This is a genomic window from Micromonospora sp. NPDC049004 (genome assembly GCF_040649315.1).
Classification (GTDB): Bacteria; Actinomycetota; Actinomycetes; order Mycobacteriales; family Micromonosporaceae; genus Micromonospora.
Window position 1 is genome coordinate 39,854 of the sequence record NZ_JBEZFG010000005.1, and the last position, 25,711, is coordinate 65,564.

Annotated in this window: 23 protein-coding genes; 11 read left to right on the forward strand and 12 right to left on the reverse strand. The window is 70.9% G+C overall.

Annotation, left to right across the window (positions count from 1 at the left end):
* The 3 genes from AB0B97_RS16385 to AB0B97_RS16395 are packed head-to-tail and all read right to left on the reverse strand — an operon-like array spanning position 1 to position 2,724.
* Positions 1-912 carry an ABC transporter ATP-binding protein gene (locus tag AB0B97_RS16385; protein WP_234583881.1) on the reverse strand — a complete coding sequence of 304 codons (912 nt, stop codon included), beginning with the start codon at positions 910-912 and terminating at the stop codon, positions 1-3.
* Positions 912-1,817 (reverse strand): ABC transporter permease, encoded by a 906-nt coding sequence (locus tag AB0B97_RS16390; RefSeq protein ID WP_234583883.1) that lies wholly within the window; start codon positions 1,815-1,817, stop codon positions 912-914. Before AB0B97_RS16390 ends, AB0B97_RS16385 begins: the two co-directional genes overlap by 1 nt.
* The gene (locus AB0B97_RS16395; RefSeq protein ID WP_234583884.1) at positions 1,810-2,724 is read right to left on the reverse strand and encodes an ABC transporter ATP-binding protein; all 915 of its coding nucleotides are present in this window, start codon (positions 2,722-2,724) and stop codon (positions 1,810-1,812) included. Before AB0B97_RS16395 ends, AB0B97_RS16390 begins: the two co-directional genes overlap by 8 nt.
* A 272-nt stretch (positions 2,725-2,996) precedes the next feature.
* On the opposite strand from AB0B97_RS16395, the gene cysC reads away from it, so the two are divergent.
* The 3 genes from cysC (at position 2,997) to galT (ending at position 6,536) form a co-directional block, all read left to right on the forward strand.
* Positions 2,997-4,526 carry an adenylyl-sulfate kinase gene (gene cysC, locus AB0B97_RS16400; RefSeq protein WP_357494351.1) on the forward strand — a complete coding sequence of 510 codons (1,530 nt, stop codon included), beginning with the start codon at positions 2,997-2,999 and terminating at the stop codon, positions 4,524-4,526.
* A 112-nt stretch (positions 4,527-4,638) separates the two neighbouring features.
* A complete protein-coding gene (locus AB0B97_RS16405) occupies positions 4,639-5,463 on the forward strand; it encodes a DeoR/GlpR family DNA-binding transcription regulator (RefSeq protein ID WP_234583887.1) in 825 nt (274 codons plus the stop codon).
* Positions 5,460-6,536: a galactose-1-phosphate uridylyltransferase gene (galT, locus tag AB0B97_RS16410; RefSeq protein ID WP_357494354.1), complete on the forward strand. Its 1,077-nt coding sequence runs from the start codon at positions 5,460-5,462 to the stop codon at positions 6,534-6,536. The genes AB0B97_RS16405 and galT overlap by 4 nt, the downstream gene beginning before the upstream one ends.
* A 298-nt stretch (positions 6,537-6,834) precedes the next feature.
* On the opposite strand, the gene AB0B97_RS16415 is transcribed toward galT, so the two are convergent.
* Positions 6,835-8,052, reverse strand: coding sequence for an NADP-dependent isocitrate dehydrogenase (locus AB0B97_RS16415; RefSeq protein ID WP_234583889.1), 1,218 nt, complete (start codon positions 8,050-8,052; stop codon positions 6,835-6,837).
* Positions 8,053-8,189: 137 nt separating this feature from the next.
* Between AB0B97_RS16415 and AB0B97_RS16420 the strand changes: the two genes are divergently transcribed.
* Positions 8,190-9,032 (forward strand): MBL fold metallo-hydrolase, encoded by an 843-nt coding sequence (locus AB0B97_RS16420; protein ID WP_357494356.1) that lies wholly within the window; start codon positions 8,190-8,192, stop codon positions 9,030-9,032.
* A gap of 129 nt (positions 9,033-9,161) precedes the next feature.
* Here the strand turns inward: AB0B97_RS16420 and AB0B97_RS16425 are convergent, their stop codons facing one another.
* Together AB0B97_RS16425 and AB0B97_RS16430 are read right to left on the reverse strand one after the other, a co-directional pair.
* Entirely contained in the window at positions 9,162-10,112 is a 951-nt protein-coding gene (locus tag AB0B97_RS16425; RefSeq protein ID WP_234583893.1) for a malate dehydrogenase, read from the reverse strand.
* A 128-nt stretch (positions 10,113-10,240) separates the two neighbouring features.
* Positions 10,241-11,101 (reverse strand): bifunctional methylenetetrahydrofolate dehydrogenase/methenyltetrahydrofolate cyclohydrolase, encoded by an 861-nt coding sequence (locus tag AB0B97_RS16430; RefSeq protein ID WP_357494358.1) that lies wholly within the window; start codon positions 11,099-11,101, stop codon positions 10,241-10,243.
* Positions 11,102-11,546: 445 nt separating this feature from the next.
* On the opposite strand from AB0B97_RS16430, the gene AB0B97_RS16435 reads away from it, so the two are divergent.
* The 5 genes from AB0B97_RS16435 (at position 11,547) to AB0B97_RS16455 (ending at position 17,407) form a co-directional block, all read left to right on the forward strand.
* Positions 11,547-13,148 carry an ABC transporter substrate-binding protein gene (locus AB0B97_RS16435; protein WP_234583895.1) on the forward strand — a complete coding sequence of 534 codons (1,602 nt, stop codon included), beginning with the start codon at positions 11,547-11,549 and terminating at the stop codon, positions 13,146-13,148.
* A 199-nt stretch (positions 13,149-13,347) separates the two neighbouring features.
* Positions 13,348-14,286, forward strand: coding sequence for an ABC transporter permease (locus AB0B97_RS16440; RefSeq protein WP_234583897.1), 939 nt, complete (start codon positions 13,348-13,350; stop codon positions 14,284-14,286).
* Between the two features lie 98 nt (positions 14,287-14,384).
* Positions 14,385-15,341 carry an ABC transporter permease gene (locus tag AB0B97_RS16445; protein ID WP_234583898.1) on the forward strand — a complete coding sequence of 319 codons (957 nt, stop codon included), beginning with the start codon at positions 14,385-14,387 and terminating at the stop codon, positions 15,339-15,341.
* Between the two features lie 7 nt (positions 15,342-15,348).
* Positions 15,349-16,386 carry an ABC transporter ATP-binding protein gene (locus tag AB0B97_RS16450; protein ID WP_234583899.1) on the forward strand — a complete coding sequence of 346 codons (1,038 nt, stop codon included), beginning with the start codon at positions 15,349-15,351 and terminating at the stop codon, positions 16,384-16,386.
* Positions 16,370-17,407, forward strand: a complete 1,038-nt coding sequence (locus AB0B97_RS16455) for a dipeptide ABC transporter ATP-binding protein (RefSeq protein WP_357494362.1) — start codon at positions 16,370-16,372, stop codon at positions 17,405-17,407. Before AB0B97_RS16450 ends, AB0B97_RS16455 begins: the two co-directional genes overlap by 17 nt.
* A 93-nt stretch (positions 17,408-17,500) precedes the next feature.
* Here AB0B97_RS16455 and purH read toward each other — a convergent pair whose 3' ends face one another.
* Both purH and purN read right to left on the reverse strand, forming a co-directional pair.
* Positions 17,501-19,072, reverse strand: a complete 1,572-nt coding sequence (gene purH / locus AB0B97_RS16460; protein WP_357494364.1) for a bifunctional phosphoribosylaminoimidazolecarboxamide formyltransferase/IMP cyclohydrolase — start codon at positions 19,070-19,072, stop codon at positions 17,501-17,503.
* Positions 19,069-19,689 (reverse strand): phosphoribosylglycinamide formyltransferase, encoded by a 621-nt coding sequence (gene purN / locus AB0B97_RS16465; RefSeq protein ID WP_357494366.1) that lies wholly within the window; start codon positions 19,687-19,689, stop codon positions 19,069-19,071. The genes purH and purN overlap by 4 nt, the downstream gene beginning before the upstream one ends.
* Positions 19,690-19,896: 207 nt before the next feature.
* On the opposite strand from purN, the gene AB0B97_RS16470 reads away from it, so the two are divergent.
* Complete coding sequence (locus tag AB0B97_RS16470) at positions 19,897-20,487, forward strand: DUF4190 domain-containing protein (protein ID WP_357494368.1); 591 nt, start codon at positions 19,897-19,899, stop codon at positions 20,485-20,487.
* 148 nt (positions 20,488-20,635) lie between these two features.
* Here the strand turns inward: AB0B97_RS16470 and AB0B97_RS16475 are convergent, their stop codons facing one another.
* Positions 20,636-21,955: a DUF6350 family protein gene (locus tag AB0B97_RS16475; protein WP_357494370.1), complete on the reverse strand. Its 1,320-nt coding sequence runs from the start codon at positions 21,953-21,955 to the stop codon at positions 20,636-20,638.
* A gap of 198 nt (positions 21,956-22,153) precedes the next feature.
* Between AB0B97_RS16475 and AB0B97_RS16480 the strand changes: the two genes are divergently transcribed.
* Positions 22,154-22,420, forward strand: coding sequence for a DUF4190 domain-containing protein (locus AB0B97_RS16480; protein ID WP_234590178.1), 267 nt, complete (start codon positions 22,154-22,156; stop codon positions 22,418-22,420).
* Positions 22,421-22,483: 63 nt separating this feature from the next.
* Here AB0B97_RS16480 and sucD read toward each other — a convergent pair whose 3' ends face one another.
* The 3 genes from sucD to AB0B97_RS16495 form a co-directional block, all read right to left on the reverse strand.
* Positions 22,484-23,371: a succinate--CoA ligase subunit alpha gene (gene sucD / locus AB0B97_RS16485; protein WP_357494372.1), complete on the reverse strand. Its 888-nt coding sequence runs from the start codon at positions 23,369-23,371 to the stop codon at positions 22,484-22,486.
* Between the two features lie 2 nt (positions 23,372-23,373).
* On the reverse strand, positions 23,374-24,552 hold the full coding sequence (gene sucC / locus AB0B97_RS16490) for an ADP-forming succinate--CoA ligase subunit beta (RefSeq protein ID WP_234590183.1): 1,179 nt from the start codon (positions 24,550-24,552) through the stop codon (positions 23,374-23,376).
* Between the two features lie 478 nt (positions 24,553-25,030).
* Positions 25,031-25,435, reverse strand: coding sequence for a cobalamin B12-binding domain-containing protein (locus AB0B97_RS16495; protein WP_234590185.1), 405 nt, complete (start codon positions 25,433-25,435; stop codon positions 25,031-25,033).
* Between the last annotated feature and the right edge of the window lie 276 nt (positions 25,436-25,711).

Consider the following 25,711-nt stretch of genomic DNA (forward strand, 5'->3'; position numbering starts at 1 on the left):
TCAGGCCTCCACCAGGTAGGAGAAGACGCTCTCCAGGGACTCGTCGGACGGCACCAGCTGGCGCACCCGGATGCCTTGCTTGAGCGCGATCCGGGGCAGCGCCCGGGTGAAGGCGCCGTAGTCACCGGCCCGCACGGTCAGGCCGGTGGGGTCCAACTCGACCCCACTTACCGACGGCTCGGCGATCAGCGCGACGGCCAGCGCCCTGTCGTTGGTCGACCGCACCGCGAAGACGTGCGGGCGGTTGGTCATCAACCGACGGATGGTCCGGAAGTCGCCGGAGGCCGCCAACCGCCCGGCCACCATCACCTGCACCGTTCCGGAGACCTGCTCGACCTCCTCCAGGATGTGCGAGCTGAACAGGATCGTCCGGCCGGCGTCACCCAGGGTGTGCAGCAGCTGCATCATGTGCAGCCGCTGGCGCGGGTCCATGCCGTTGAACGGCTCGTCGAGCAGCAGCACCTGCGGGTCGTGCACCAGCGCCGCGGCCACCCGGGCCCGCTGGCGCATGCCCTTGGAGTACGTGCCGATCCGGCGGTCCTGCGCCGACTCCAGCTCCACCAGGTCGATCGCCCGTCGTGCCGCCGCCGCCGGATCGGGCAGCCGGTGCAGCTTCGCGCTGGCGAGCACGAACTCGTACGCGGTGAGGAAGCCCTGCACCGCCTCCCGCTCGCTGACCAGCCCCAGCCGCCGGTAGACGTCGGGGTTGCGCCACGTCGGCTCGTCGTCGAGGGTCACCGTGCCGCGCGACGGGGCGAGGAACCCGGCCATCATGTGCAGCAGCGTGGTCTTGCCGGCGCCGTTCGGGCCGAGCAGGCCGGTCACGCCCGGCCCCAGGGCCATGCTGATGTCGTTGACGGCCACCACGTTGCCGTACCACCGGGACACCCCGGTCAGGCTCAGCGTGCTCATCAGGAGGCGACCTTCCGGTAGCGGGCGAGCAGGAGGGCTGTCGCGCCGGCGACCAACAGCACCGCGGCCAGCGCGTAGACCGGGCCGAACCCGCCGATCATCATCTCGCCCGGATCGCCCTCGACCAGCAGGTCACCCAGCGACCAGATGCCCACCCCCTGCACCAGCGTGGAGGGCGAGGCGAGCCCGGCCAGCTCGTTGGCGGCGCGCGACGGCAGGATGCTCAGCACCCCGACGATCGGGGTGGTCATCAGGAAGACCGCCACCACCCCACCGGCGGCGAAGGCGCGCTTACCGGTCAGCGAGGCGACCAGCAGACCGACCGAGGCGAAGACCAGCGCCCACAGCCCGGCGTAGAGCAGCCCGGGCAGCAGGTCGAGCAGCTCGTTCCACACCCCGCGCATGCCCTGCTTGGTGGTGAACGCGGCACCCAGGAACATCAGCAGCTGCGGCCCGCCGAGCAGCAGCCAGAGGGCGGTGACCAGCGCCAGCAGCTTGGCCAGCGCGTAGTCGGAGCGCGGCAGCGGCCGGGAGAAGTACAGCGGCAGCACACCGCTGCGCAGGTCGCGGGAGACCAGCTCCGGAGCGACCACCGCGACGAAGAAGATGACCAGCCAGCTCATCGCGTCGGCGAACTGGGCGTACGTGGCGACCGGCTCGCCGATCTGGCTGCGTACCGCGGCCAGGGCCACCGCGACCAGGGAGACGATGCCGACCACCAGCCACGGGAAGATCTTGGCCTTGGCGCTGCGCCCGAACCCGAACGCGGTGCGCAGCCCGTGCAGGTAGAGGGCGCCGAAGACCTGGCGGCGGCCCAGCCTCGGGCCCTGGTAGCGCTGGTAGCCGATGTCGTGGATGACGCCTGTCGGCGCTTGGCGCACGGCGGCTGCGGTCGGCTCAGGCATGGGAGAGCTCCCTCGTCGCGAAGAGTTCGGCCACCCGGTGCCGGCGCTGGTCCAGTCGGTGCAGTGGCAGGTCCAGTTCGGCGACCGCGCCGAGGATCAGGTCGTAGGTGCCGTCGTCGGCGAGCGGCACGAGGAGCAGTCGCCCGTCCCGCGCGACAGGCAGTTTCAGCTCGGCGAGTCGGGCGGCGAGCTCCTCGGTGCCCTCGCTGACCTCGACGGCGAGCACGTCGGTGGCGGAGGTCATCGCGGAGATGTTGTCGGCGCGCAGCAGCCGGCCGCCGTCGATGGCGATCAGCGTGTCGCAGATCCGCTCCACCTCGCCGAGCAGGTGCGAACAGACCAGCACGGAGATGCCGAACTCGGTGCCGATCCGGTGCACCAGGGCCAGCATGGCGTCGCGGCCGGCCGGGTCCAGCCCGTTGGTCGGCTCGTCGAGCAGCAGCAGGTCCGGGTCGTGCACCAGCGCCTGGGCCAGCTTGACCCGCTGCTTCATGCCGGTGGAGTAGCCGCCGACCGGGCGGTAGCGCTCCTCGTAGAGCCCGACGTGGCGCAGCGCCTCCGAGGCGCGCTCGCGGGCCGCGGTACGCGGCAGGCCACTCATCCGGCCGAGGTGGGTCACCAGCTCGGCGGCGGACAGGTCCGGTGGGAGGCAGTCGTGCTCGGGCATGTAGCCGACGCGGGCACGGACCGCCGCCGGTTCGGTGGTCGGGTCGATGTCGAGCACCGAGACCTGACCGCTGGTCGGGGCGATCAGGCCGAGCAGAATCTTGATCAAGGTGGATTTGCCGGCGCCGTTCGCGCCCACCAGGCCGATGATCCCGGGCTCGACGGCGACGGTGAGGTCGGTGAGCGCGGTGACCCGACCTCCGTACGTCTTGGTGAGCGACTGGGTCGCGATCAGTGTCACGACGCCAGCGTAGGGAGTCGATGCCCCCCAACGACACCGGCACGCCCCCGGCCCTCCCCTGATCCTCGCGGCGGCCCACCCCTAAGGTCCGCCGACGGCAACGACGAACCTCCGCGGATCCGCGACGAGCGCAAACTCCGGAACTGGCTGCGGTCGGCGGTGGGTCGCCGGGGTCCGCCGCTGACCCGACCGTCCGGATCGTGGAGTGGCGGCCTCGACCGATCGGCGGTCGGCTGCGAAACTGTGTGCCGGTCAGCGAGTGGGGGGTGTGGATGAGCAACGGCTGGGTGCTGCCCGACGAGGTGCTCCGGGACGCGCCGGCGTACACGCCGCGTCCCGGTGAGCTCGCGGATCTGGAGCTGCTGCTGACCGGCGCGTACGCCCCCCTGACCGGCTTCATGACCCGTGCCGACCTGGTGTCGGTGAGCCGACGCGGCCGGCTGGCCGACGGCACGCCGTGGCAGGTTCCGGTGACCCTGCAGGTGCCGGCCGCGCTGGCGCAGGGCTTCGACCCGCGCGATCCGGCCCGCCGGGCCCTGGTCCTGACCGACGGCGAGGGGGCCCCGGTCGCCGCTCTGGACGTCGCGGACGTCTGGCCGGTACGCGAGGGCGTGGCGGGACTGGGTGGCCAGCTCCGCCGGCTCGGCGAGGCCGGTCACGGCCCGTTCCAGCGGTTGCGGCGCAGCCCCGAGGAGGTCCGCGCGCTGCTGCCCCCGGGCCGGGTGCTCGGGGTCATCGCCGACCGTCCGCTGCACCGACCGCAGCTCGCCCAGATCGCGCACGCCGCCCGCACCCTGGCCGCGCACCTGCTGGTGATGATCCCGGTCGGTGAGGGTGGTGTCGGCGGGCTCGCGCCGGAGGCGCTGGTGCGTACGATCTTCGCCGCCCGGGACCGGATGCCCCCGGCCACCCTGGTGGCCGTGCCGCTGTCGCACCGCCGGGAGGAGATCAGCGACGCTCTGCTGCGTGCGCGCGTCTCCGCCGCGTACGGGGTCACCCACCTGCTCTCGACCGGGGACATGCTCTCCGGCTCGGGGCTGCGGGTGCTGGTGCCGCGCGAGCTGGCGTACGACAACCGGGACGGGCAGTGGCGCTGGCGGGAGGACATCCCGCCGCGTAACCGGCGCCTCGCGCTCACCCAGGACGAGATCGACGACCTGCTCGACCGGGGTTTCCCGCTGCCCGAGTGGCACACGCCTCCGGCGGTGGCGAAGGAGTTGGCCCGCTCCCGGCCACCGCGCCGGCACCGAGGGCTGGTGGTCTTCCTGACCGGCCTCTCCGGCTCCGGCAAGTCCACAATCGCCCGAGGGCTGGCCGACGCGCTGCGCGAGAGCGGTGACCGGACGGTGACCCTGCTCGACGGTGACGTGGTACGCCGGGAGCTCTCCGCCGGGCTGGGCTTCAGCAAGGCCGACCGGGATCTCAACGTCCGCCGCATCGGCTGGGTGGCGGCCGAGATAGCCCGGCACCACGGTGTGGGCATCTGTTGCCCGATCGCCCCGTACGCGGCGGCCCGGGCGACGGCACGGGAGATGGCCCTGTCCGCCGGGGCGGGCTTCGTGCTGGTGCACGTGGCGACGCCGCTGGAGGTGTGCGAGCAGCGGGACCGCAAGGGCCTGTACGCCCGCGCCCGCGCCGGTCTGCTCACCGGCATGACAGGCATCGACGACCCGTACGAGGAGCCGACGGACGCGGACCTGGTGCTCGACACCACCCACCTGAGCGTCGCGGACGCGGTGCAGGCCGTGCTGCACCACCTGACCGAGAGCGGCTGGGTGGAGTTGAAGATCCAGTCGGCCTGACGCGTCGGTCCACCCCTTTCCTTCCGCCGGTTCCAGGCACGCGCTAGTGTTCATCTTTGTTGGAACACGTTCGACCGCGTGAGAGTACGTGGACCCCTGGGAGGCACGGCGGATGCTCGCTCAGCAGCGGCAGTCGGCGATCCTGGATCGGGTACGGTCCTCCGGTGGCGTCCGGGTGACCGACCTGGCTACCGAGTTCGGCGTCTCCGACATGACCATCCGCCGCGACCTGGAGGCCCTGCACGAGCGCGGCCTGCTGGCCAAGGTGCACGGCGGCGCCACCGCGGCCGGCCCCAGCTCGACCGACGAGCCGGGCTTCCACGCCAAGTCGGTTCGTCAACTGCCGGAGAAGGCCGCGATCGCGGACCGGGCGGCGCAACTCGTCCGGCCCGGCGCGGCGGTCGCCCTCTCCGCCGGCACCACCACCGCCGAACTGGCCCGCCGTCTGGTGGACGTTCCCGGCCTGACCGTGGTGACCAACTCGCTGCCGGTGGCCGAGATCCTGCACGGCGGAGGCCGGCCCGACCAGACGGTGGTGCTCACCGGCGGCGTACGGACACCGTCGGACGCGCTGGTCGGCCCGCTCGCGGTCGGCGCCGTCCGGCGGCTGCACCTGGACCTGCTCTTCCTCGGCGTCCACGGGATCACCGAGCGGGCCGGCTTCACCACCCCGAACCTCATGGAGGCGGAGATCGACCGGGCGCTGGTGGCCGCGGCGGACCGGCTGGTGGTGCTCGCCGACCACACGAAGTGGGGCACCGTGGGCATCTCCTCGATCGTCGAGCTGGCAGCAGCCCACGTGCTGGTCAGCGACGAGGCGTTGCCTCCGCCCGCACGACGGGTACTCGGCGAACAGGTGGGCGAACTGATCATGGTGAAGGCAACAAGGGCGGGCCGCGCGACGCGCACGCCGACGAGTGAGGAGACGGCGACGTGAAGCGCACCGCGATCGACCTGGCCGACGGCCGGGAGCTGATCTACTTCGACGAGAACGACGACGCCGTCCGCGACCAGCCGGACCGCCGGGACCTGCCGCCACCGCCACCCGCGTCGCAACTGCGCTACGACCCGCTGACCGACGAGTGGGTGGCCGTGGCCGTGCACCGGCAGACCCGCATCTTCCTCCCGCCGGCGAACGAGTGCCCCCTCGACCCGTCGGTGGGCGACCGGCTGACCGAGATCCCCGCGCCGGACTACGACGTGGTGGTCTTCGAGAACCGGTTCCCCTCGCTGAGCGGCCGGGTCGCCGACGAGCCCGGGGAGATCACCCCCTTCACGCCGGTCCGGCCGGGCTTGGGCCGGTGCGAGGTGGTCTGCTTCACCTCCGACCACAACGCCTCCTTCGCCAGCCTCCCGCCGCGTCGCGTCCGCACCGTTCTGGACGCGCTCGCCGACCGGACGGCGGTGCTCGGCGAGCTGCCCGGGGTGGAGCAGGTGTTCTGCTTCGAGAACCGGGGCGTCGAGATCGGCGTCACCCTGCACCACCCGCACGGGCAGATCTACGCGTACCCCTTCGTGACGCCGCGCACCCGGGCGCTGCTGGCCGCGGCCCGCCGGCACGCCGAGCGGACCGGCGGAGGCAACCTGTACGCGGACGTGCTGGCCGCCGAACGCAAGACCGGTGAGCGGGTGGTCACCGAGAACGACCACTGGACGGCGTTCGTTCCGGCGGCGGCCCGCTGGCCGTTCGAGGTGCATGTCGCGCCGCGGCGCGTGGTGCCGGACATCCCGGCGCTCGACGACAGCGAGCGGGACGCCTTCGGGCCGCTCTACCTGGATCTGCTGCGCCGCTTCGACGGCCTGTTCGACATGCCGATGCCCTACATCGCGGCGTGGCACCAGGCGCCGGTACGGATCGACCGCGAGCTGGGCCACCTGCACCTTCAGCTGTTCAGCATCCGGCGGGCGAAGGACAAGTTGAAGTACCTGGCCGGTTCCGAGTCGGGGATGGGCGTCTTCATCAACGACATCTCCCCCGAGCGCGCCGCCGAGCTGCTCCGCGCCGCCTGAGCCCGGCGGACGGGCAGGACCAGCGACGGGCCTGACGGGAAACAGGGCGCGGGGGGCCCGGGACAGGGCCCCCCGCAGGGAAGGGACGGCTGGCTGTGCACGTCACAGCCGGGAAGGCTGGCTGATCGGCACGCATCCGCGGTCGACCGCGGTCAACCTTCCTTGGACGCGACTGGCATCTCGTCCACCCTGGTCAACGAGGCGTGCCAGGCCGGGGTGACGCCGCGGGCGTGTCAGCCGGCAGACACGCCGGAGCCCGCCGGCGGGTGCCGACGGGCTCCGGTGCGGTGCGGTCGAATCAGGCGGCGAGCCTGCGGGCCAGGTTCTCGTCGAGCGCGTTCATGAACTCGTCGGTGGTCAGCCACGGGGCGTCGCGCGAGATGAGCAGCGCGAGGTCCTTGGTCATCTGGCCACCCTCGACGGTGTCGATGATGACCTGCTCCAGGGTGTTGGCGAACTCGGTCACCGCCGGCGTGCCGTCCAGCTTGCCCCGGTGGGCCAGGCCCCGGGTCCAGGCGTAGATCGACGCGATCGGGTTGGTCGAGGTCTTCTCGCCCTTCTGGTACTGCCGGTAGTGCCGGGTGACAGTGCCGTGCGCGGCCTCGGCCTCGACGGTACGGCCGTCCGGGGAGAGCAGGACCGAGGTCATCAGACCCAGCGAGCCGAAGCCCTGCGCCACGGTGTCGGACTGCACGTCACCGTCGTAGTTCTTGCAGGCCCAGACGTACCCGCCCTCCCACTTGAGCGCGGCGGCGACCATGTCGTCGATGAGCCGGTGCTCGTAGGTGAGGCCGGCGGCGTCGAACTCCGCCTTGAACTCGGTCTCGAACACCTCGGCGAAGATGTCCTTGAACCGGCCGTCGTACGCCTTGAGGATGGTGTTCTTGGTCGACATGTAGACCGGGTAGTTGCGGTCCAGGCCGTACCGGAACGAGGCCCGGGCGAAGTCCCGGATCGACTCGTCGTAGTTGTACATGCCCATGGCGATGCCGCCGCCGGTGAAGTTGGCGACCTCCATCTCCATCGGCGTGCCGCCGTCGGCCGGGGTGTAGGTGATGGTCACCGTGCCCGGGCCGGGGACGACGAAGTCGGTGGCCTTGTACTGGTCACCGTGGGCGTGCCGGCCGATGATGATCGGCTTGGTCCAGCCGGGGACCAGCCGCGGCACGTTGGACATGATGATCGGCTCGCGGAAGACGACGCCGCCGAGGATGTTGCGGATGGTGCCGTTGGGCGACCGCCACATCTTCTTCAGGCCGAACTCCTCGACCCGGGCCTCGTCCGGGGTGATGGTCGCGCACTTGACGCCGACGCCGTGCTCCTTGATGGCGTTGGCGGCGTCAATGGTGACCTGGTCGTCGGTCTCGTCGCGGTACTGGATCGACAGGTCGTAGTAGTGCAGGTCGACGTCGAGGTAGGGCAGGATCAGCTGCTCCCGGATCTGCTTCCAGATGATCCGGGTCATCTCGTCGCCGTCGAGCTCCACGACCGGGTTGTTTACCTTGATCTTCGCCATCGGCCGGCGCTCCTCTCGGGGGACACGTGCTCAAGCAGTACGAGCGTACTGCAATTGGGCCGGCAGCCCTCAGCCGGCCTCGCCGGCAGGTGAAAACCGGGCTGCATGGCACAGCAGTTCCCTGACACCATCGCTCGATGCCACTGAGCCGCACCCTCGGGTCTATCACGGTTACCGCGATCACCGACGGCGAGGGCGCCTTCTTCCAGCCCCGCGAAGAGGCGTTTCCGCACGCCACGGCGGCCCAGTGGGAGGAGGCCGACCGCCGCGACCCCGCCTCGGTCACCGCCGACGGGCGGTGGTGGCTACCGTTTCGCAGCTTCGCGATCCGCTCCGGCGACGGGCCGGTCACCCTCGTCGACGCCGGGATCGGCCCGACCGACGCGCCCGCCGCGAGCTGGGCGCCGGTGCCCGGCCGGCTGCCCGCCGAACTGGCCGCCGCCGGCATCGACCCGGCCGACGTCGACACGGTCGTCCTGACCCACCTGCACAGCGACCACATCGGCTGGGCGGTCACCGGCACACCTGGCCGCCCGTACTTCCCGAACGCCAGCTACCTGCTCCAGCGCACCGAACTGGAGGCGGCGGAGACGATCAACCCGGGGCTGCCGGCCGGGCTGCTCGCGCCGTTGCGCGCCGCCGGCCAGCTCCGGGTGGTCGACGGCGAGACAACCCTGACCCCTGCGGTACGACTGCTGCCCACTCCCGGGCACACCCCCGGCCACCAGTCGGTGCTCCTGACGGTCGCCGACGAACGGATGCTGCTCACCGGCGACCTCCTGGTGCACCTGGTGCAGCTGATCGACCCCACCCTGGCGTACGCCCACGAGGTGGACCCCGACGAGGCGCGCGCCTCCCGCCTGGCGGTCCTGCACACCCACTCCCCCACCGTCCTGGCCACCCCCCACCTCTCGACCCCGTTCACCCCCACCCCCACCCCGCCCTCGCCCCCGCCCCGCCGGGCCGGTGAGCCGTGTTGATCAAGAGGTTTGGGTCGGGGATCGCGGTCGTGGTGACGCAAAGCTCTTGATCACCGGGGATGGGGGGTGGGGATAGGCGAGGGGGCGCGTTGGCGAAGCCGACGCGCCCCCTCGGGTTGCTCTGGTGTTTCACATGCTGGAGATGTCGCCCTGCTTGGCGCGGACGGCCTCGGCGGCGGCCAGGAGGCTGGCCCGCTCGTCGGCGTCCAGGTCGGTCTCGACGACCCGACGGACACCCTCGGCCCCGATCTCGGCCTCGACACCCAGGTAGACGCCGGAGATGCCGTACTCGCCGTCGACCCAGGCGCAGACCGGCATGACGTCGCCGGAGTCCTCGGCCACGGCCTTCGCCATCCGAGCCGCCGCGGCGGACGGGGCGTAGTACGCCGAACCGGTCTTGAGCAGCGCGACCACCTCGGCGCCACCGTTGCGGGTCTTGACGACCAGCTCCTCGATCTGCTCGGCCGGCATCGCCTCACGCAGCGGCTTGCCGTTGACGGTGCTCTTGGACGGCACCGGGACCATGGTGTCGCCGTGCGAGCCCAGGGTCAGCGTCTTCACCGACGCCACCGGCACGTTGAGCGCCTCGGCGACGAAGTTGCTGAACCGGGCGGTGTCGAGCATGCCGGCCTGGCCGAGCACCCGGTTCTTGGGGAACTGGGTGGCGATCTGCGCCAGGGCGGTCATCTCGTCAAGCGGGTTGGAGACGACGATGACGACGGCGCTGGGGGCGTACTTGGCCACGTTCTCGGCGACCTGCCGCACGATCTTGGCGTTGGTCTCCAGCAGGTCCATCCGGCTCATGCCCGGCTTGCGGGGCAGGCCAGCGGTGATGACGACGACGTCGGAGCCCTCGATGGCCTCGTAGCCCTCGCCGTTCGGGCCGGTGGTCACGCCGACGACCTTGGTCTCGAAGCCCTCGATGGCCCGCGACTGGTTGAGGTCGAGCGCGAGGCCCGCGGGCTTGCCCTCCACGATGTCGGTGATCACAACGGTGTCGAAGACGTCGTACTCGGCCAGGCGCTGTGCGGTGGTGGAGCCGTAGAAGCCAGCCCCGACGACAGTGACCTTCTTACCCATGGTCGTCCCACTCCCTGATACCAGTCGGTTTTCCGGACCGTATCAGCCATCCTGGCACCGATCCGGCCAGGGGCGGACAGTTATGACCGGACAGACGCGAACGGCACTCGTGGGACACCGTCGACGCGTCAGCCGCGCTCGGCGCGCTCCACGACGTTGGTCAGCAGCATGGCGCGGGTCATCGGACCGACGCCGCCGGGCATCGGAACGAGCGCGCCGGCCGTCTCGGCCACCTCCGGGTCGACGTCGCCGGTGTAGCGGCCCTTGCCGTCCGGGCCGATCACCCGGGTGATGCCGACGTCCACGACCACCGCGCCCGGGTTGATCATGTCGGCGGTCAGCAGCCCCGGTACGCCGGCCGCGACGATGACGATGTCGGCGGCCCGGGTGTGCGAGGCGAGGTCGAGGGTGCCGGTGTGGCACAGGGTGACCGTGGCGTTCTCGCTGCGACGGGTGAGCAGCAGCCCGAGCGGACGGCCGACGGTGTTGCCCCGGCCGACGACCGCCACGGTGGCGCCGCGCAGCGCGACGTCGTGGCGGCGGAGCAGCTCGACGATGCCGCGCGGGGTGCAGGGCAGCGGGCCGTCGTAGCCGAGGACGAGACGACCCAGGTTGACCGGGTGCAGGCCGTCGGCGTCCTTGTCCGGGTCGATCAGCTCCAGCACGCGCTGGGTGTCCAGGTGGGCGGGCAGCGGCAGCTGGACGATGTAGCCGTGGCACGCCGGGTCGGCGTTCAGCTCGGCCAGGACGTCGTCGACCTGCTGCTGGGTGGCGTCGGCCGGCAGCTCCCGGCGGATCGAGGCGATACCCACCTCGGCGCAGTCACGGTGCTTGCCGTTGACGTACGCCTGGCTGCCCGGGTCGGCCCCGACCAGGACCGTGCCGAGCCCGGGGGTGATGCCGCGCTCCGCGAGAGCCTTCACCCGGATCCGCAGCTCGTCCTTGATCTCCGCTGCGGTCGCCTTGCCGTCCAGAAGCATCGCCGTCACCACCAGATCGTCTCATGTCCGGCACCTGCCGTTCCGGAGACCTCACCGTGGCCGGCCACCGAGGCCCCCGCCACTCCGCCAACGGTAACGATGAGTTACGTGTCGCTCATCACTGTGAGTGACGCTTTGTGCAACCCGTCACCGCGAAATGGCCGGAACCCGGGACGCGGGCCGGGACCGGACAAGCCGCCGAAGGCGGTCGAGTCCGTTGCAGGAGGCGACAGAACCCTCCGTCCTCATGGACGAATGCTCAGCTCAGCAACGTGCGTCCGGTTTGGGGTAGCACGCATGGCCGCACCCCGCAAGGAATGCGTCCTCGGACCGTTACGCGCCCGCAACCTTGCCGTTGTCGACGGCCGGTACGCGACCTACCGTTACCGCTTGTTGCGCAGCGTAAACCCAGCGTCGGGCCTGACTGCGCAGCGTGAGGAGATGAGGAGGCTCTATGCGAGTTCGTAGACTCGCCGCCTGGACCGCCCTCCCGCTCGCGGTGACGCTGGGCCTCGCGGCCTGCGGCAGCGGCGGAGACGGTGGATCCGGTGGCAGCAGCACCTCGGCCGTCAGCATCCAGATCGGCGAGCCGAAGCACCTGGTTCCCACCAACACCACCGAGACGTCCGGCGCGCAGGTCCTCACCGGCCTGTTCAGCCCGCTCGTCGACTACGACGCCCAGAACAAGCCGTACGAGGTCGCCGCGCAGTCGGTGACTTCGTCCGACAACAAGGTCTGGACGATCAAGCTCAAGGACGGCTACACCTTCCACAACGGTGAGAAGGTCACGTCCGAGGACTACATCAACGCGTGGAACTACGGCGCGTACGCCCCCAACGGTCAGGACAGCAACTTCTTCTTCGAGAAGATCGCTGGTTACGCGGACCTGCAGGGCAAGGAGCCGAAGGCCAAGGAGATGTCCGGGCTGAAGAAGGTCGACGACCTGACCTTCACCGTGACGCTCTCCGAGCCGTACATCGACTTCCGCACGATGCTCGGTTACACCGCGTTCTACCCGATGCCGGACGCCGCGTTCTCGGCGCCGGGCGTGGTCAAGGACTCCTACGAGCAGGCTCCGATCGGGCAGGGCCCCTTCAAGATGAAGGGCACCTGGCAGCACGACAGTAAGATCGACGTCGAGCGCTACGACGCGTACCCGGGCGAGAAGCCCAAGGTGCAGAACATCGAGTTCCGGATCTACCAGCAGCTCACCGCGGCCTACGCGGACGTCCAGGCGGACAACCTGGACGTGCTGCCGACGATCCCGACCGAGAGCCTGAGCACCGCGCCGTCCGACCTGGGCGACCGGTACCAGACCAGCCCGATGTCCTCGTTCCAGTTCCTGGCGTTCCCGACGTTCGACAAGGACTACAGCAAGCCGGACGTGCGTAAGGCCATCTCGATGGCGATCGACCGTGACGAGATCACCAAGTCGGTCTTCAAGGGCTCGCAGCAGTCGGCACGCTCCTTCGTCTCGCCGGTCCTGCCGGGCTACCGGGAGAACACCGCGGGCGCGGCGGGCGAGTTCAACCCGACCGAGGCCAAGAAGCTCTACCAGGCCGCCGGCGGCCCGTCGAAGATCGTCATCTCCTACAACGGCGACGGCGGTCACAAGGACTGGGTCGACGCCACGGTCAACCAGCTCAAGGCCAACCTGGGTGTCGACGCCGTCGGCGTGGCCGAGCCGAAGTTCGCCGACCTGCTGACCAAGGTCGAGAAGAAGGAGCCGGTGGGCGCCTTCCGGATGGGTTGGGTCATGGACTACCCGACCATGGAGGACTACCTCGGCCCGCTGTACAGCACGAACGGCTCGTCGAACTACTACGGCTACAGCAACCCGGAGTTCGACAAGCTCGTCAAGGAGGGCTCCGCCGCCAAGACGCAGGACGAGGCGATCGCCAAGTACCAGCAGGCGGAGGACATCCTGGCCAAGGACATGCCGGTGATCCCGCTCCGCTTCGGCGAGAACGTGTTCGGCCACTCGTCCAAGGTCAAGAACGTCGAGATGGACCTGTTCCAGCGGGTCAACCTCGTCAAGATCGAAGCGGCCAGCTGAGCTGACCAACGGTTGCGGGCCATCCGGGCGGCGACGCCCGGGTGGCCCGGACCGCGCTATCCGGCGCGGGCCGCACGCGGGCCCGGAGTCGGTGGCGCCGGCCTCCCCCGGGCCGGACGGCACGTCTGGAGATATTTCGGGTACGACCAGAGATGCCGTCCTGCGACCCTTTCGCACATTTCCGGAGAGACTGCTAAGCATGTTCCGCTACATCTTGCGGCGCCTACTGCAGATGGTCCTGGCGTTCTTCGGGACCACCCTGATCGTCTACGCGCTGATGTTCGCCGGCCAGGGCGACCCCATCCAGGCCCTCGCGGGCGAACGCCCGGTGACGCCGGCCCAACGGGCCTACCTGACGGAGAAGTACCACCTCGACGCGACAGGCGTCGGCGGTTTCTTCTACCGCTACTTCGACTACGTCAAGAGCCTGCTCCAGGGCGACCTCGGCCAGTCCCTGACCGGCCGCCAGATCGGTGACATCCTGCAGGCGGCCTGGCCGGTCACCCTCAAGCTCGCGCTCATCGCGCTCGCCGTGGCGATCATCTTCGGAGTCAGCGCCGGCGTGGTCGCCGGCATCCGCCGGGCCAGCATCTTCGACAACTCGACGCTGGTGCTGACCCTGCTCGTGCTCGGCATCCCGACCATCGTGCTGGCGCCGATCGCCCAGTACTTCCTGGGCGTCAAGTGGCAGCTCTTCCCGCCCACCGCCGGCTCCCAGCCGACGTTCTACGCGCTGCTGCTGCCGGGCATCGTGCTCGGCTCACTGTCGCTGGCAACCGCGCTGCGGCTGACCCGCACCTCGGTGGCCGAGAACCTGCGCGCCGACTACGTCCGGACCGCCCGGTCCAAGGGCCTGGTCAAGCGCCGCATCGTCACCGTCCACGTGCTGCGCAACTCGCTCATCCCGGTGGTCACCTTCCTCGGTGTGGAACTGGGCAACCTGATGAGCGGCGCGATCATCACCGAGGGCGTCTTCAACATCCCCGGCGTGGGCTTCAACCTCTTCCGCGGCATCCGCACCGAGGACGGCCCCCTGGTGGTGGGCATCGTCAGCGTGCTCGTCGTGGTCTACCTGGTCTCGAACCTGGTGGTGGACGTCCTGTACGCCGTACTCGACCCGAGGATCCGCTATGAGTGAGCGCAGCGAACGAATCATCAGCGCAGCGTGCTTGGCCTCTCGTGCCGGCGCCGAGCGCAGCGAGGCGGCGGCACGAGTGAGCGCAGCGAGGTGCCGGCATGAGTGACTTCGAGACTGTGGCGGCCACCGAGAACCAGGCCGCACGACGTGGCCCCTCGGGCGAGCCGGGCACGCCCAACCAGGTCGGGGCCCCGAACAAGCCCCGCAGCCTGGCCGGAGACGCGTGGCGCGACCTGCGCCGCAACCCGATCTTCTGGATCTCGCTGGCGCTTGTCGTCATCTTCACCCTGATGGCGCTGGCCCCCGGCGTGTTCACCGCCAACAGCCCGAACGACTGCCTGCTGTCCCGACAGCACGCCGGGCCGTCCGGCGGGGCCATCTTCGGGTACGACTTCCAGGGCTGCGACACGTACTCCCGGGCGGTCTACGGCACGCGGGCCTCGCTGCTGGTCGGCGCGCTCGCCGCGCTCGGCACCGGCATCATCGCGCTGGTCATCGGCATGCTGGCCGGGTACTTCGGCCGCTGGGTCGACGCCGTGCTCTCCCGGGTGATCGACGTGGTGCTCGGCATCCCGCTGCTGCTGGCCGCGATCGTGCTGCTCAAGCGGGTGTCCAGCGAGAGCGACAACGCGCGTATCGCCGCGGTGATCTTCGTGCTGGCCATCCTGGGCTGGACCACCGCCGCCCGGGTGGTGCGCTCCTCGGTGATCACCGCCAAGGAGCAGGACTACGTGGCGGCGGCCCGGATGCTCGGTGCCGGCAACGGCCGCATCATGTGGCGGCACATCCTGCCGAACTCGCTGGCCCCGGCCATCGTCGTGCTGACCATCGCGCTCGGCTCGTTCATCGCCGCCGAGGCGACGCTCTCCTTCCTGGGCATCGGCCTCAAGGCGCCGACCATCTCGTGGGGCCAGGACATCGACACCGGCCGCATCCACATGCGGGAGGCGGCGACGCCGCTGATCGTCCCGTCGGCCTTCCTCGCGCTGACCGTGCTGGCGTTCATCATGCTCGGCGACGCGATCCGTGACGCCTTCGACCCGAAGCTGCGGTGACACCCTCATGACCCACGCAACAGTCGAACCCACGCCCGCCTCCGCCACCCCTGACGGCGGCCACCTGCTGGAACTGAAGGACCTGCACGTCGAGTTCCGGACCAACGAGGGCGTGGCCCAGGTCATCAACGGCGTGTCGTACCACCTGGACGCCGGGGAGACCCTCGCGGTGCTCGGCGAATCCGGCTCGGGCAAGTCGGTCACCGCGCAGGCGATCATGGGCATCCTGGACACCCCGCCCGCGTTCGTCCGCTCCGGCCAGATCCTCTACCGGGGTCAGGACCTGCTCACGGCATCCGAGGAGCAGCGCCGGCAGGTCCGCGGCAAGGAGATCGCGATGATCTTCCAGGACGCGCTCTCCGCGCTGAACCCGGTCTTCCCGGTCGGCTGGCAGATCGGCGAGACGCTGCGCCAGCGCTCCGGCATGTCCCGGGGCGACGCCCGCCGCCGGGCCGTCGAGCTGATGGACCTGGTCAAGATCCCGGGTGCCGCCAAGCGGATCGGCGACTACCCGCACCAGTTCTCCGGCGGCATGCGGCAACGCGTCATGATCGCGATGGCGCTGGCGCTGGACCCGAAGGTGCTGATCGCCGACGAGCCCACCACCGCGCTCGACGTCACCGTGCAGGCCCAGATCATGGACCTGCTGGCCGACCTGCGCCGCGACCTCAACATGGCGATGATCCTGATCACCCACGACCTGGGTGTGGTCGCCGGCGTCGCGGACCGGATCGCGGTCATGTACGCGGGTCGGATCGTCGAACACGCCGACGTCCGCGCCCTCTACAAGGCGCCGGCACACCCGTACACCAAGGGTTTGTTGGAGTCGATTCCGCGGATGGACGTCCGCGGCCAGGAACTGTCGACGATCAAGGGGTTGCCACCGAACCTGATGCGCATCCCCTCCGGCTGCCCGTTCCACCCCCGGTGCCCGTACGTCCAGCAGGTCTGCGTGGACGTGGTGCCGCACGACCTGGTCCTCGGCGACGGCCGGACCAGCGCTTGCCACTTCGCGCAGGAGGTTCGTGATGACAGCGCCCGCTAGCTCCACCAAGGTCCGGGGCGAGACCATCCTCTCCGTCGACAACCTGGTGAAGCACTTCCCGATCAGTCAGGGTGTGCTGTTCCAGCGGCAGATCGGCGCGGTCAAGGCCGTCGACGGCGTGAGCTTCGAGCTGCGCCGGGGCGAGACGCTGGGCGTGGTCGGCGAATCCGGCTGCGGCAAGTCCACCCTCGCCCGGCTGCTCATGCGGCTGGAGACACCCACGTCCGGGCGGGCCACCCTGGAGGGCAGGGACCTGTTCAAGGCCTCCGGTGGCGAGCTGCGCCGGCTGCGCCGCAACATGCAGATGGTCATGCAGGACCCGTACACCTCGCTGAACCCGCGGATGACTGTCGGCGACATCATCGGTGAGCCGTTCGAGATCCACCGGGACGCGGCGCCGAAGGGCAGCAAGCAGAAGCGGGTCCAGGAGCTGCTGGACGTCGTCGGGCTCAATCCGGAGCACATCAACCGGTACCCGCACCAGTTCTCCGGCGGCCAACGTCAGCGCATCGGCATCGCCCGCGCGCTCGCCCTGCGCCCCGAGGTGATCGTCTGCGACGAACCGGTCTCCGCGCTGGACGTCTCCATCCAGGCCCAGGTGATCAACCTGCTGGAGCAGCTCCAGGACGAGTTCGGGCTGTCGTACATCTTCATCGCGCACGACCTGTCCGTGGTGCGGCACATCGCCGACCGGGTGGCGGTCATGTACCTCGGTCGGATCGTCGAGATCGGCACCGAGGACGAGATCTACGAGCGCGCCACCCACCCGTACACCCAGGCGTTGCTCTCGGCCGTGCCGGTGCCGGACCCGGAGGTACGCGACCAGCGCAACATGATCCGGCTGGTCGGCGACGTGCCCAGCCCGGCCGACCCGCCGAGCGGCTGCCACTTCCGCACCCGCTGCTGGAAGGCCCAGGACATCTGCGCGGTAGAGGACCCGGCGACGGTCCCGAGAGCGGCCGACCCGCACCCGTCCGCCTGCCACTTCGCCGAACTCCGCCCGGCAGCCCCGGCGGCCTGATCCCCCACCCGGCCCGGGGTGGTTGATCATGAAGTTGTTGCCCTGCACATCGGCGTGTCAGGGCAACAACTTCATGATCGACGGGTCTTGCGGTCAGTGGAAGAAGTGGCGGGTTCCCGTTAGGTACATCGTCACGTTGGCTTTTTTGGCCGCTTCGATGACTTCTTCGTCGCGGATCGAGCCACCGGGCTGGACGATGGCGCGGACGCCTGCGTCGATGAGGATCTGCGGGCCGTCGGCGAACGGGAAGAACGCGTCCGAGGCGGCCACCGAGCCCCGCGCCCGGTCGGCGCCGGCGCGCTGGACCGCGAGCTGCGCCGAGTCGACCCGGTTGACCTGACCCATGCCGACACCGACGGTGGCGCCGTCCTTGGCGAGCAGGATCGCGTTGCTCTTCACCGCGCGGACCGCCCGCCAGGCGAACGCGAGATCGCGCAGCAGCTCCTCGTCGGCGGCCTCGCCGGTCGCCAACTGCCAGTTGGCCGGGTCGTCGCCGGGAGCGTCCACCCGGTCGGCGACCTGGGACAGCACGCCACCGGTCACCGGCCGCCACTCGAGCTTCGCCGGGCTCCAGGCCGGCGCGCGAAGCAGCCGGATGTTCTTCTTGCCCTGCAACACCTCGACCGCGCCCTCGTCGAAGCCGGGGGCGACCACCACCTCGGTGAAGATGTCGGCGACCTGCCGGGCCAGCTCGACCGAGACCGGCCGGTTGACAGCGATCACGCCGCCGAACGCCGACACCGGGTCACAGGCGTGCGCCAGGCGGTGCGCCTCGGCCACGTCCACGCCCACCGCGATACCGCACGGGTTGGCGTGCTTGATGATCGCCACGGCCGGCTGGTCGGCGAAGTCGTTGGCGGCCCGCCAGGCGGCGTCCGCGTCGACGTAGTTGTTGTACGACATCTCCTTGCCGTGCAACTGCTCGGCCTGGGCCAGCCCCGCCGGGGCGTCCGGGTCGGTGTAGAGCGCGGCCGGCTGGTGCGGGTTCTCCCCGTAGCGCAGCACCGTCGACTTGCGCAGCGCCGACCCGGCGAACGCCGGCCAGGAGTCGTCGGCCGGGGCCAGCTCGCGGGCGCACCACTGGGCGACTGCCACGTCGTACTCGGCGATGTCGGCGTACGCGCGGGCGGCGAGCGCGCGACGCTGGGCCAGCGTGAAGCCGCCCTCGTCGAGCGCGCCGAGCAGCGCCGGATAGCCGGCCGGATCGGTGAGCACCGCCACCGAGGCGTGGTTCTTGGCGGCGGCCCGCACCATGGCCGGGCCACCGATGTCGATCTGCTCCACGCACTCCTCGACACCGGCTCCGGAGGCGACTGTCGCCTGGAACGGGTAGAGGTTGGAGACCAGCAGGTCGAACGCGGCCACTCCCAGCTCGTCGAGCTGTGCGACGTGCGTGTCCTTGCGCAGGTCGGCGAGGAGACCGGCGTGCACCTTCGGGTGCAGGGTCTTCACCCGGCCGTCGAGCACCTCGGGGAACCCGGTCACCGTCTCCACCGGCGTCACCGGCACCCCGGCGGCGGCGATGGTGCCCGCCGTGCTGCCGGTGGACACGATCTCCACACCGGCCGCGTGCAGGGCCTGGGCCAGCTCGACCAACCCGGTCTTGTCGTAGACGCTGACCAGCGCCCGCCGAATCGGGCGGCGCCCGTCCTGAGTGGGACTCACGGAACCGTGACCTTCCTTCCGGTGATGGTCCAGCCTTCGCGGACCAGACGGCCGACCTGCTCGACGAGCTGACGCCGCTCGGCTTCCTTGATGCGCTCGGTGAGCGCGTCCACGTCGTCGTCGTCGAGCACCGGCACCGCGACCTGCGCCACGATCGGCCCGGTGTCCATGCCGGCGTCGACGAAGAAGAGCGTGGCCCCGGTGAGCTTCACGCCGTAGGCGAGGGCGTCGCGCGGGCCGTGGATGCCGGGGAACGCCGGCAGCAGGGTGTTGTGGGTGTTCAGGTAGCGGTCGCCGAAGGCGGCGAGGAAGTGCGGGCCGACCAACTTGAGGAAGCCGGCGGAGATGACCAGGTCGGGCTCGTGCTTGGCGACGTGCGCGGTGAGCGCGCGGTCCCAGTCCTGGCGGCTGTCGTGGTCGCGGACCCGCTCGACGAAGGTCGGCACCCCCGCGGCCTCGGCGCGCTCCAGGCCCGCGATGCCGTCGCGGTCCGCGCCGACGGCGACGACCTCTGCGCCGTACGCGGGATCGGCGGCGGCGTCCAGCAGGGCCTGAAGGTTGCTCCCGGAGCCGGAGATGAGGACGACGATGCGGGCGGCGGACGCGGGCTCGGTCACCGGGCCACCCTATCGGGCAGGTCAGGATGCCCCTCGGTTGGGCGGTTCGCCGATCTGTGACAGTGCGCGCCGAGCAAAATAAACCAGTATCGGGGGTGATGCGCGGTATGTCGTCACGCTGCTGTGCTGTGCCTGAGGTGGTCTGACCGCGATCATGGATGGGAACAACAGCAGCAACTGACGGAACCAGTCCAAGGAGCTTCTCGAATGCAGCCCGGCAACCCCGGTCAGGACCCGTACGGCCAGCAGCCCAACCAGGATCCGACCGCGCCCCAGCCGCCGCACGACCCGTACGCCCCGCCGCCGGCCGCCCCGTACGGCCAGCAGCCCACCTCGGGTCAGCCCTACGGTCAGCCCACCTCGGGCCAGCCGTACGGCCAGCCGCCGGTGGCTCCGTACGGTCAGCAGCCCGGCGCCCCGTACGGCCAGCAGCCGCAGGACCCGTACGGCGCACCGCAGGCCCCGTACGGCCAGCAGCAGCCCTACGGTGGCGCCCCGACGTACCCGAACGCCGGTTACCCCCAGCAGCAGGGCCAGAACAACACCCTCGGCCTGGTGTCGATGATCCTCGGCATCGCGTCGATCCCGCTGATCTGCTGCCTCTACCTGGGCATCCCGGTGGGTATCGCGGGCGTGGTGACCGGTTACCTCGCGAAGCAGAAGGTCGCCCAGGGCCAGGCCAACAACGCCGGCCAGGCCAAGACCGGCCTGATCTGCGGCGCGGTCGGCGTCGGCCTGGGCATCCTGCTGCTCATCATCAGCGTCGTGGCGAACGTCAACCTGCCGACCGAGCCCTGAGCAGACCCCTGCTCCCGACGGGGCGCTCCGGATCCGTCCGGGGCGCCCCGCGCCGTCTCCGCACCCCGTGGGTAGTCCCCACCGTCGGCCGTGCCCCGCATCGGCCGTGCCGAGCGTCGGCAGCGGCAGCGGCAGCGGCAGCGGCCAATCAGGCTCCGGGGCGCACCGGCGGGGTCTGAGCGGCGCGCGGGCTCCGGGCGAGCACCCGGGTGGCAGCCGCGCCGAGCAGCGCGCCGACCGCGACGACACCTGCCGCCACCGCGCCCACCTGCCAGGCCACCGGCCCGAGCTGCGCCAGGCGCCCCGCCCCGAGCGGCCCACCGGAGGCCGCGGCGGCGACGCCGAGCAGCACGCCGGCCACCGGCCCGGCCAGCGCCGCCGGCGCCAACAGTTCGGCCCAGCGCCGCGGCGGCCGCTCCGGCCCGGCTGACCGGGCCAACCGACGGGCGAGCAACCAGCCGGCGACCATCCCGGCCAGCACCGGCACCGCGAGCAGCAGGGCGCCGAGGCCGTCCACCGGGCCGCGCGGCAGGCCAGCGAGCAACGGTACGGCCGGCAGCGCGCCGACCGACACCTCACTGGTGCGTACGGCCGTGTCGACGCCGACGGCGAAGCCCGGCCCGAGCAGATAGCTGGTCGACCAGACCGCTGCGTTCGGCGCGTACGCCATGCTGACCAGGGTGATCCCGGCCTGCCCGGCCACCCCGGTCCGGTACGCGCCGATCATGTCCGCGGCGTCACCGCCGCCCATGGCCACGGCCAGGCCGGCAGCGCCGGCGCCCGCTCCGAGCAGGAGGATCGCGGCCACCAGCCCGGCGCGTACGCCGTCGCGCAGCGGGCCGGGTATCCGGGTGACGAGCAGCCGGGTCACGGCGGTGATCCGGATCGCGCCGACCAGCGCGCCGAGCGTGCCGACCACCGCGAACGTGGCCGCCGCCCGCACCAGGGAGACCTGCGGCCCGCCCGCACCGATCAGCACCGCGGCGAGCGCGCCGAGCAGCGCGTACGCCAGACCGACAGCTGCGGCGGCGATCAGCGCGCGGCGCGGTGAGCGGGTGTCGCGGGCGCCGATCGCGCGGCTCACGTGCACGCCGGCCCGGGTCAGTCGCCAGAGCGCGAGCACGGTGAGCGCCAGCGGGGCGAGCCCGAACGGGCCCGCCTCGGTGTGCAGCGGCACCCCGTGCCCCACCAGCCAACCGGCCAGCGCCGTACGCAGGGTGCCGCCCAGCGTGGTGGAGTCGGCGCCGAGCTGGACCAGGCCGAGCACGATGGCGACCGGCAGGTACGAGGTGAGAGCCGCCCCGACCGCGGCCACCAGTGCGGCGACGGCCAGCGGCGCACGCCCACGCGGCGACCCACCGGCACGCGGCGCGGGAACCCGCCGACGGGGCGCGGCGCGGTCGACCGGCCGGTCGTCGGCGCGTACACCGCCGGCACGGCTGGGTGGGTCAGGGGTGACGGGGGGCATCCGCTCTACTCTGGCACGTCGCGCGGGCGGTGGCAGTCCGTTAACCCGCCCCGGAGGGCGGCGAGTTGGGCGAACCGGGGCCGGATCCGCCCGGTCGGGTCTAGCGTCGGGCCAGAGGGGGTGGCCGTCGCCGCCAACCGGGTCCCGCTCGCCGGTCGCGGCCCGGGGTCCGCCGCCCACGACCGCCCGGAGGTAGCCGTGACGACCGCATACCCACCGCCCCCACCACCGCCGGCCAGGGGACGCGACCGCACCACGCTCTGGGGCGTGCTGGGCATCGTCCTCGGCCTGATCTGTTGCGGCATCCTCGGCATCATCTTCGGCTACCTGTCCCTGCGCGACGCCCGGCGCAACGGCCAGTCGCCGGTTCTCGGCTACCTCGCCATCGTGTTCGGCGTGATCAACATCATCGGCGGCGCGATCCTGCGTCTCACCGGCAACTACCCGTTCTGGAACAACGACTGACCCGGCGGTACGACGAAGGGGCCGACCGGTTCCGGTCGACCCCTTCGGTGTTGCCGTCCCGGCTCAGTTGCCGGACATGATCTCCCGCATCAGCTTCGCGGTCTCGGTCGGCGTCTTGCCGACCTTGACGCCGACGGCTTCGAGCGCCGCCTGCTTCGCCTCGGCGGTACCGGCCGAGCCGGAGATGATCGCCCCGGCGTGACCCATGGTCTTGCCGGGAGGCGCGGTGAAGCCGGCGATGTAGCCGACCACCGGCTTGGTGACGTTGTCCTTGATGAACTCGGCGGCCCGCTCCTCGGCGTCGCCACCGATCTCACCGATCATCACGATGGCGTCGGTCTCCGGGTCGGCCTCGAACGCCTTGAGGGCGTCGATGTGCGTGGTGCCGATGATCGGGTCACCGCCGATGCCGACGCAGGTGGAGAAGCCGATGTCGCGCAGCTCGTACATCATCTGGTAGGTCAGCGTGCCGCTCTTGCTGACCAGGCCGATGCGGCCGGAGCCGGTGATGTCGGCCGGGATGATGCCGGCGTTGGAGGCGCCCGGCGAGGCGATGCCGGGGCAGTTCGGCCCGATGATCCGGGTCCGCTCGCCCTGCGCGAGGTTGTACGCCCAGAACGCGGCGGTATCGTGCACCGGCACGCCCTCGGTGATCACCACGGCCAGGCCGATCGCGGCGTCGATCGCCTCGACCACGGCGGCCTTGGTGAACTGCGGCGGCACGAAGATGACGGTGACGTCGGCCCCGGTCTCGGCCATGGCGTCCGCAACGGACGCGAAGACCGGCAGCTCGGTGCCGTCGAAGTCGACCTTCTGGCCCGCCTTGCGCGGGTTGACGCCGCCCACCACGTTGGTGCCGGCGGCGAGCATCCGCCGGGTGTGCTTGGAGCCCTCGGAGCCGGTCATCCCCTGAACGATGACCTTCGAGTCCTTGGTCAGCCAGATAGCCATGATCAGACCCCCGCAGCTGCCAGCTCGGCGGCCCGCTCGGCCGCGCCGTCCATGGTGTCCACCCGCTGCACGAGCGGGTTGTTCGCGCCGTCCAGGATCGCCCGGCCGGCCTCGGCGTTGTTGCCGTCGAGACGGACGACGAGCGGCTTGGTGACCTGCTCGCCGCGCTGCTCCAGCAGAGCCAGCGCCTGGATGATGCCGTTGGCGACCTCGTCGCAGGCGGTGATGCCGCCGAAGACGTTGACGAAGACGCTCTTCACGGCCGGGTCGGAGAGCACGATCTCCAGCCCGTTCGCCATCACCGCGGCGCTCGCGCCGCCGCCGATGTCGAGGAAGTTGGCCGGCTTGACGTTGCCGTGCCGCTCACCGGCGTACGCGACGACGTCGAGGGTCGACATGACCAGACCCGCGCCGTTGCCGATGATGCCGACCTCGCCGTCGAGCTTGACGTAGTTGAGGTCCTTGGCCTTGGCGGCCTGCTCCAGCGGGTCCACGGCAGCCTGGTCGACCAGGGCCTCGTGGTCCGGGTGCCGGAACGCGGCGTTCTCGTCCAGGCTGATCTTGGCGTCGAGCAGGAGCATCCGGCCGTCGCCGTTCTTGGCGAGCGGGTTGACCTCGACCAGCGTGGCGTCCTCGGCGACGAACGCCTGCCAGAGGCCGACGGCGATCTCGACCACCTGGTCGGCGACCTCGGCCGGGAAGCCGGCAGCGGTCACGATCTCGCGGGCCTTGGCCTCGTCCACGCCCTTCACGGCGTCGATCGGGGCCTTGACGACCTTGTCGGGCGTCTCGGCGGCGACCTGCTCGATGTCCATGCCGCCGGCGACGCTGGCGATGCAGAGGAAGGTGCGGTTCGCCCGGTCGAGCAGGTACGAGAAGTAGTACTCCTCGGCCACGTCCGCGGTCACCGTGATCATGACCTTGTGGACGGTGTGACCCTTGATGTCCATGCCGAGGATGTCGGTGGCCCGAGCCACCGCCTCATCCGGGCCCTCGGCCAGCTTGACGCCGCCGGCCTTACCTCGGCCGCCGACCTTTACCTGCGCCTTGACGACCACACGGCCGCCAAGACGTTCGGCGATCGCGCGGGCCTCTTCCGGGGTAGTGGCGACGCCGCCGGCCAGCACGGGCAAGCCGTGCCGCTCGAACAGGTCCCGCCCCTGGTACTCGTACAGGTCCACGATTGCGCGTCCCGTCCCGTCTCCGCGGCGCGCCGTCGCGCCGCCACCAGCGTTCAGAAAACAGTTTGACGCCTGTCATCAGTTGAAACAGGCCATTGGCGGCAGCCTAGCGAGGTGGGCACGGCCGGCAACCGAGCGGGTGCACGGTGTGCGGTAATGCACAACTCCGTGTCGAGTGGGGCGGATTCCGGCCGCGCCGTGCGCGGCGTCAATCGTCCGGACGATGTTGCCGGGGGTCCGTAACCCGCCCGTCGGGGCGTCGTTGAGTCAGGTGTCGGCGCGCTGAGCAGCGCAAAGACGGGATACGGCCGATGCCCTGTCGGTCGAGGGGTGGCGGCGGGGCATCGTGCATAGAGGGGCCGGACGTGTGAGGGGTGCGTCCGGCCCCTCCCCCGTGCCCAGATCCGGTCGGCGCAGCAGACCGACGCAATCGACGCGGTGGACCGACGTGGTCGGCTCGGCGCAGCGGACCGCTGTCTCAGGCGACCGGCTGCGCGACGTTCTCCCGGACCCACTCCACGATCGCCTGCGTGGTGGCGCCCGGCGTGAAGATCTTCGCGACGCCCAGCTTCTCCAGCTCGGGGAGGTCGCCGTTGGGAATGATGCCGCCACCGAACACGACGATGTCCCGGGCGTCGCGCTCGGTCAACAGCTCCAGCACCCGACGGAAGAGCGTCATGTGCGCACCGGAGAGTACGGAGAGACCCACCGCGTCGGCGTCCTCCTGGATGGCCGTTTCCACGATCTGCTCGGGCGTCTGGTGCAGGCCGGTGTAGACGACCTCCATCCCCGCGTCGCGCAGGGCGCGGGCGACGACCTTCGCGCCGCGGTCGTGGCCGTCCAGACCTGGCTTCGCGACGACGACCCGAATACGAGAGCTCATCAGCGCACACCTTTCACCGGCTCCACGGCCTTCACCTGAACGAACGGTAACCCGCCCGGCCGGGCCCGGGAAATCGGGGCTGGAAACCCGTCCGACATTCTGCCGCGCCCGGACACCGCCGTCGGCACCGTCGATCGAGGCCGTCCCGCCCGGGCCCCGGCGTCAAGCCGGACGACTCCGCCGGATCGGTCACGCTCGGCGACGAACGGGTGGTTACGGGGGCACCGTTCGACGGCACGATGCGTGACAATCTTGGACGCAAACGGACAGATCGAC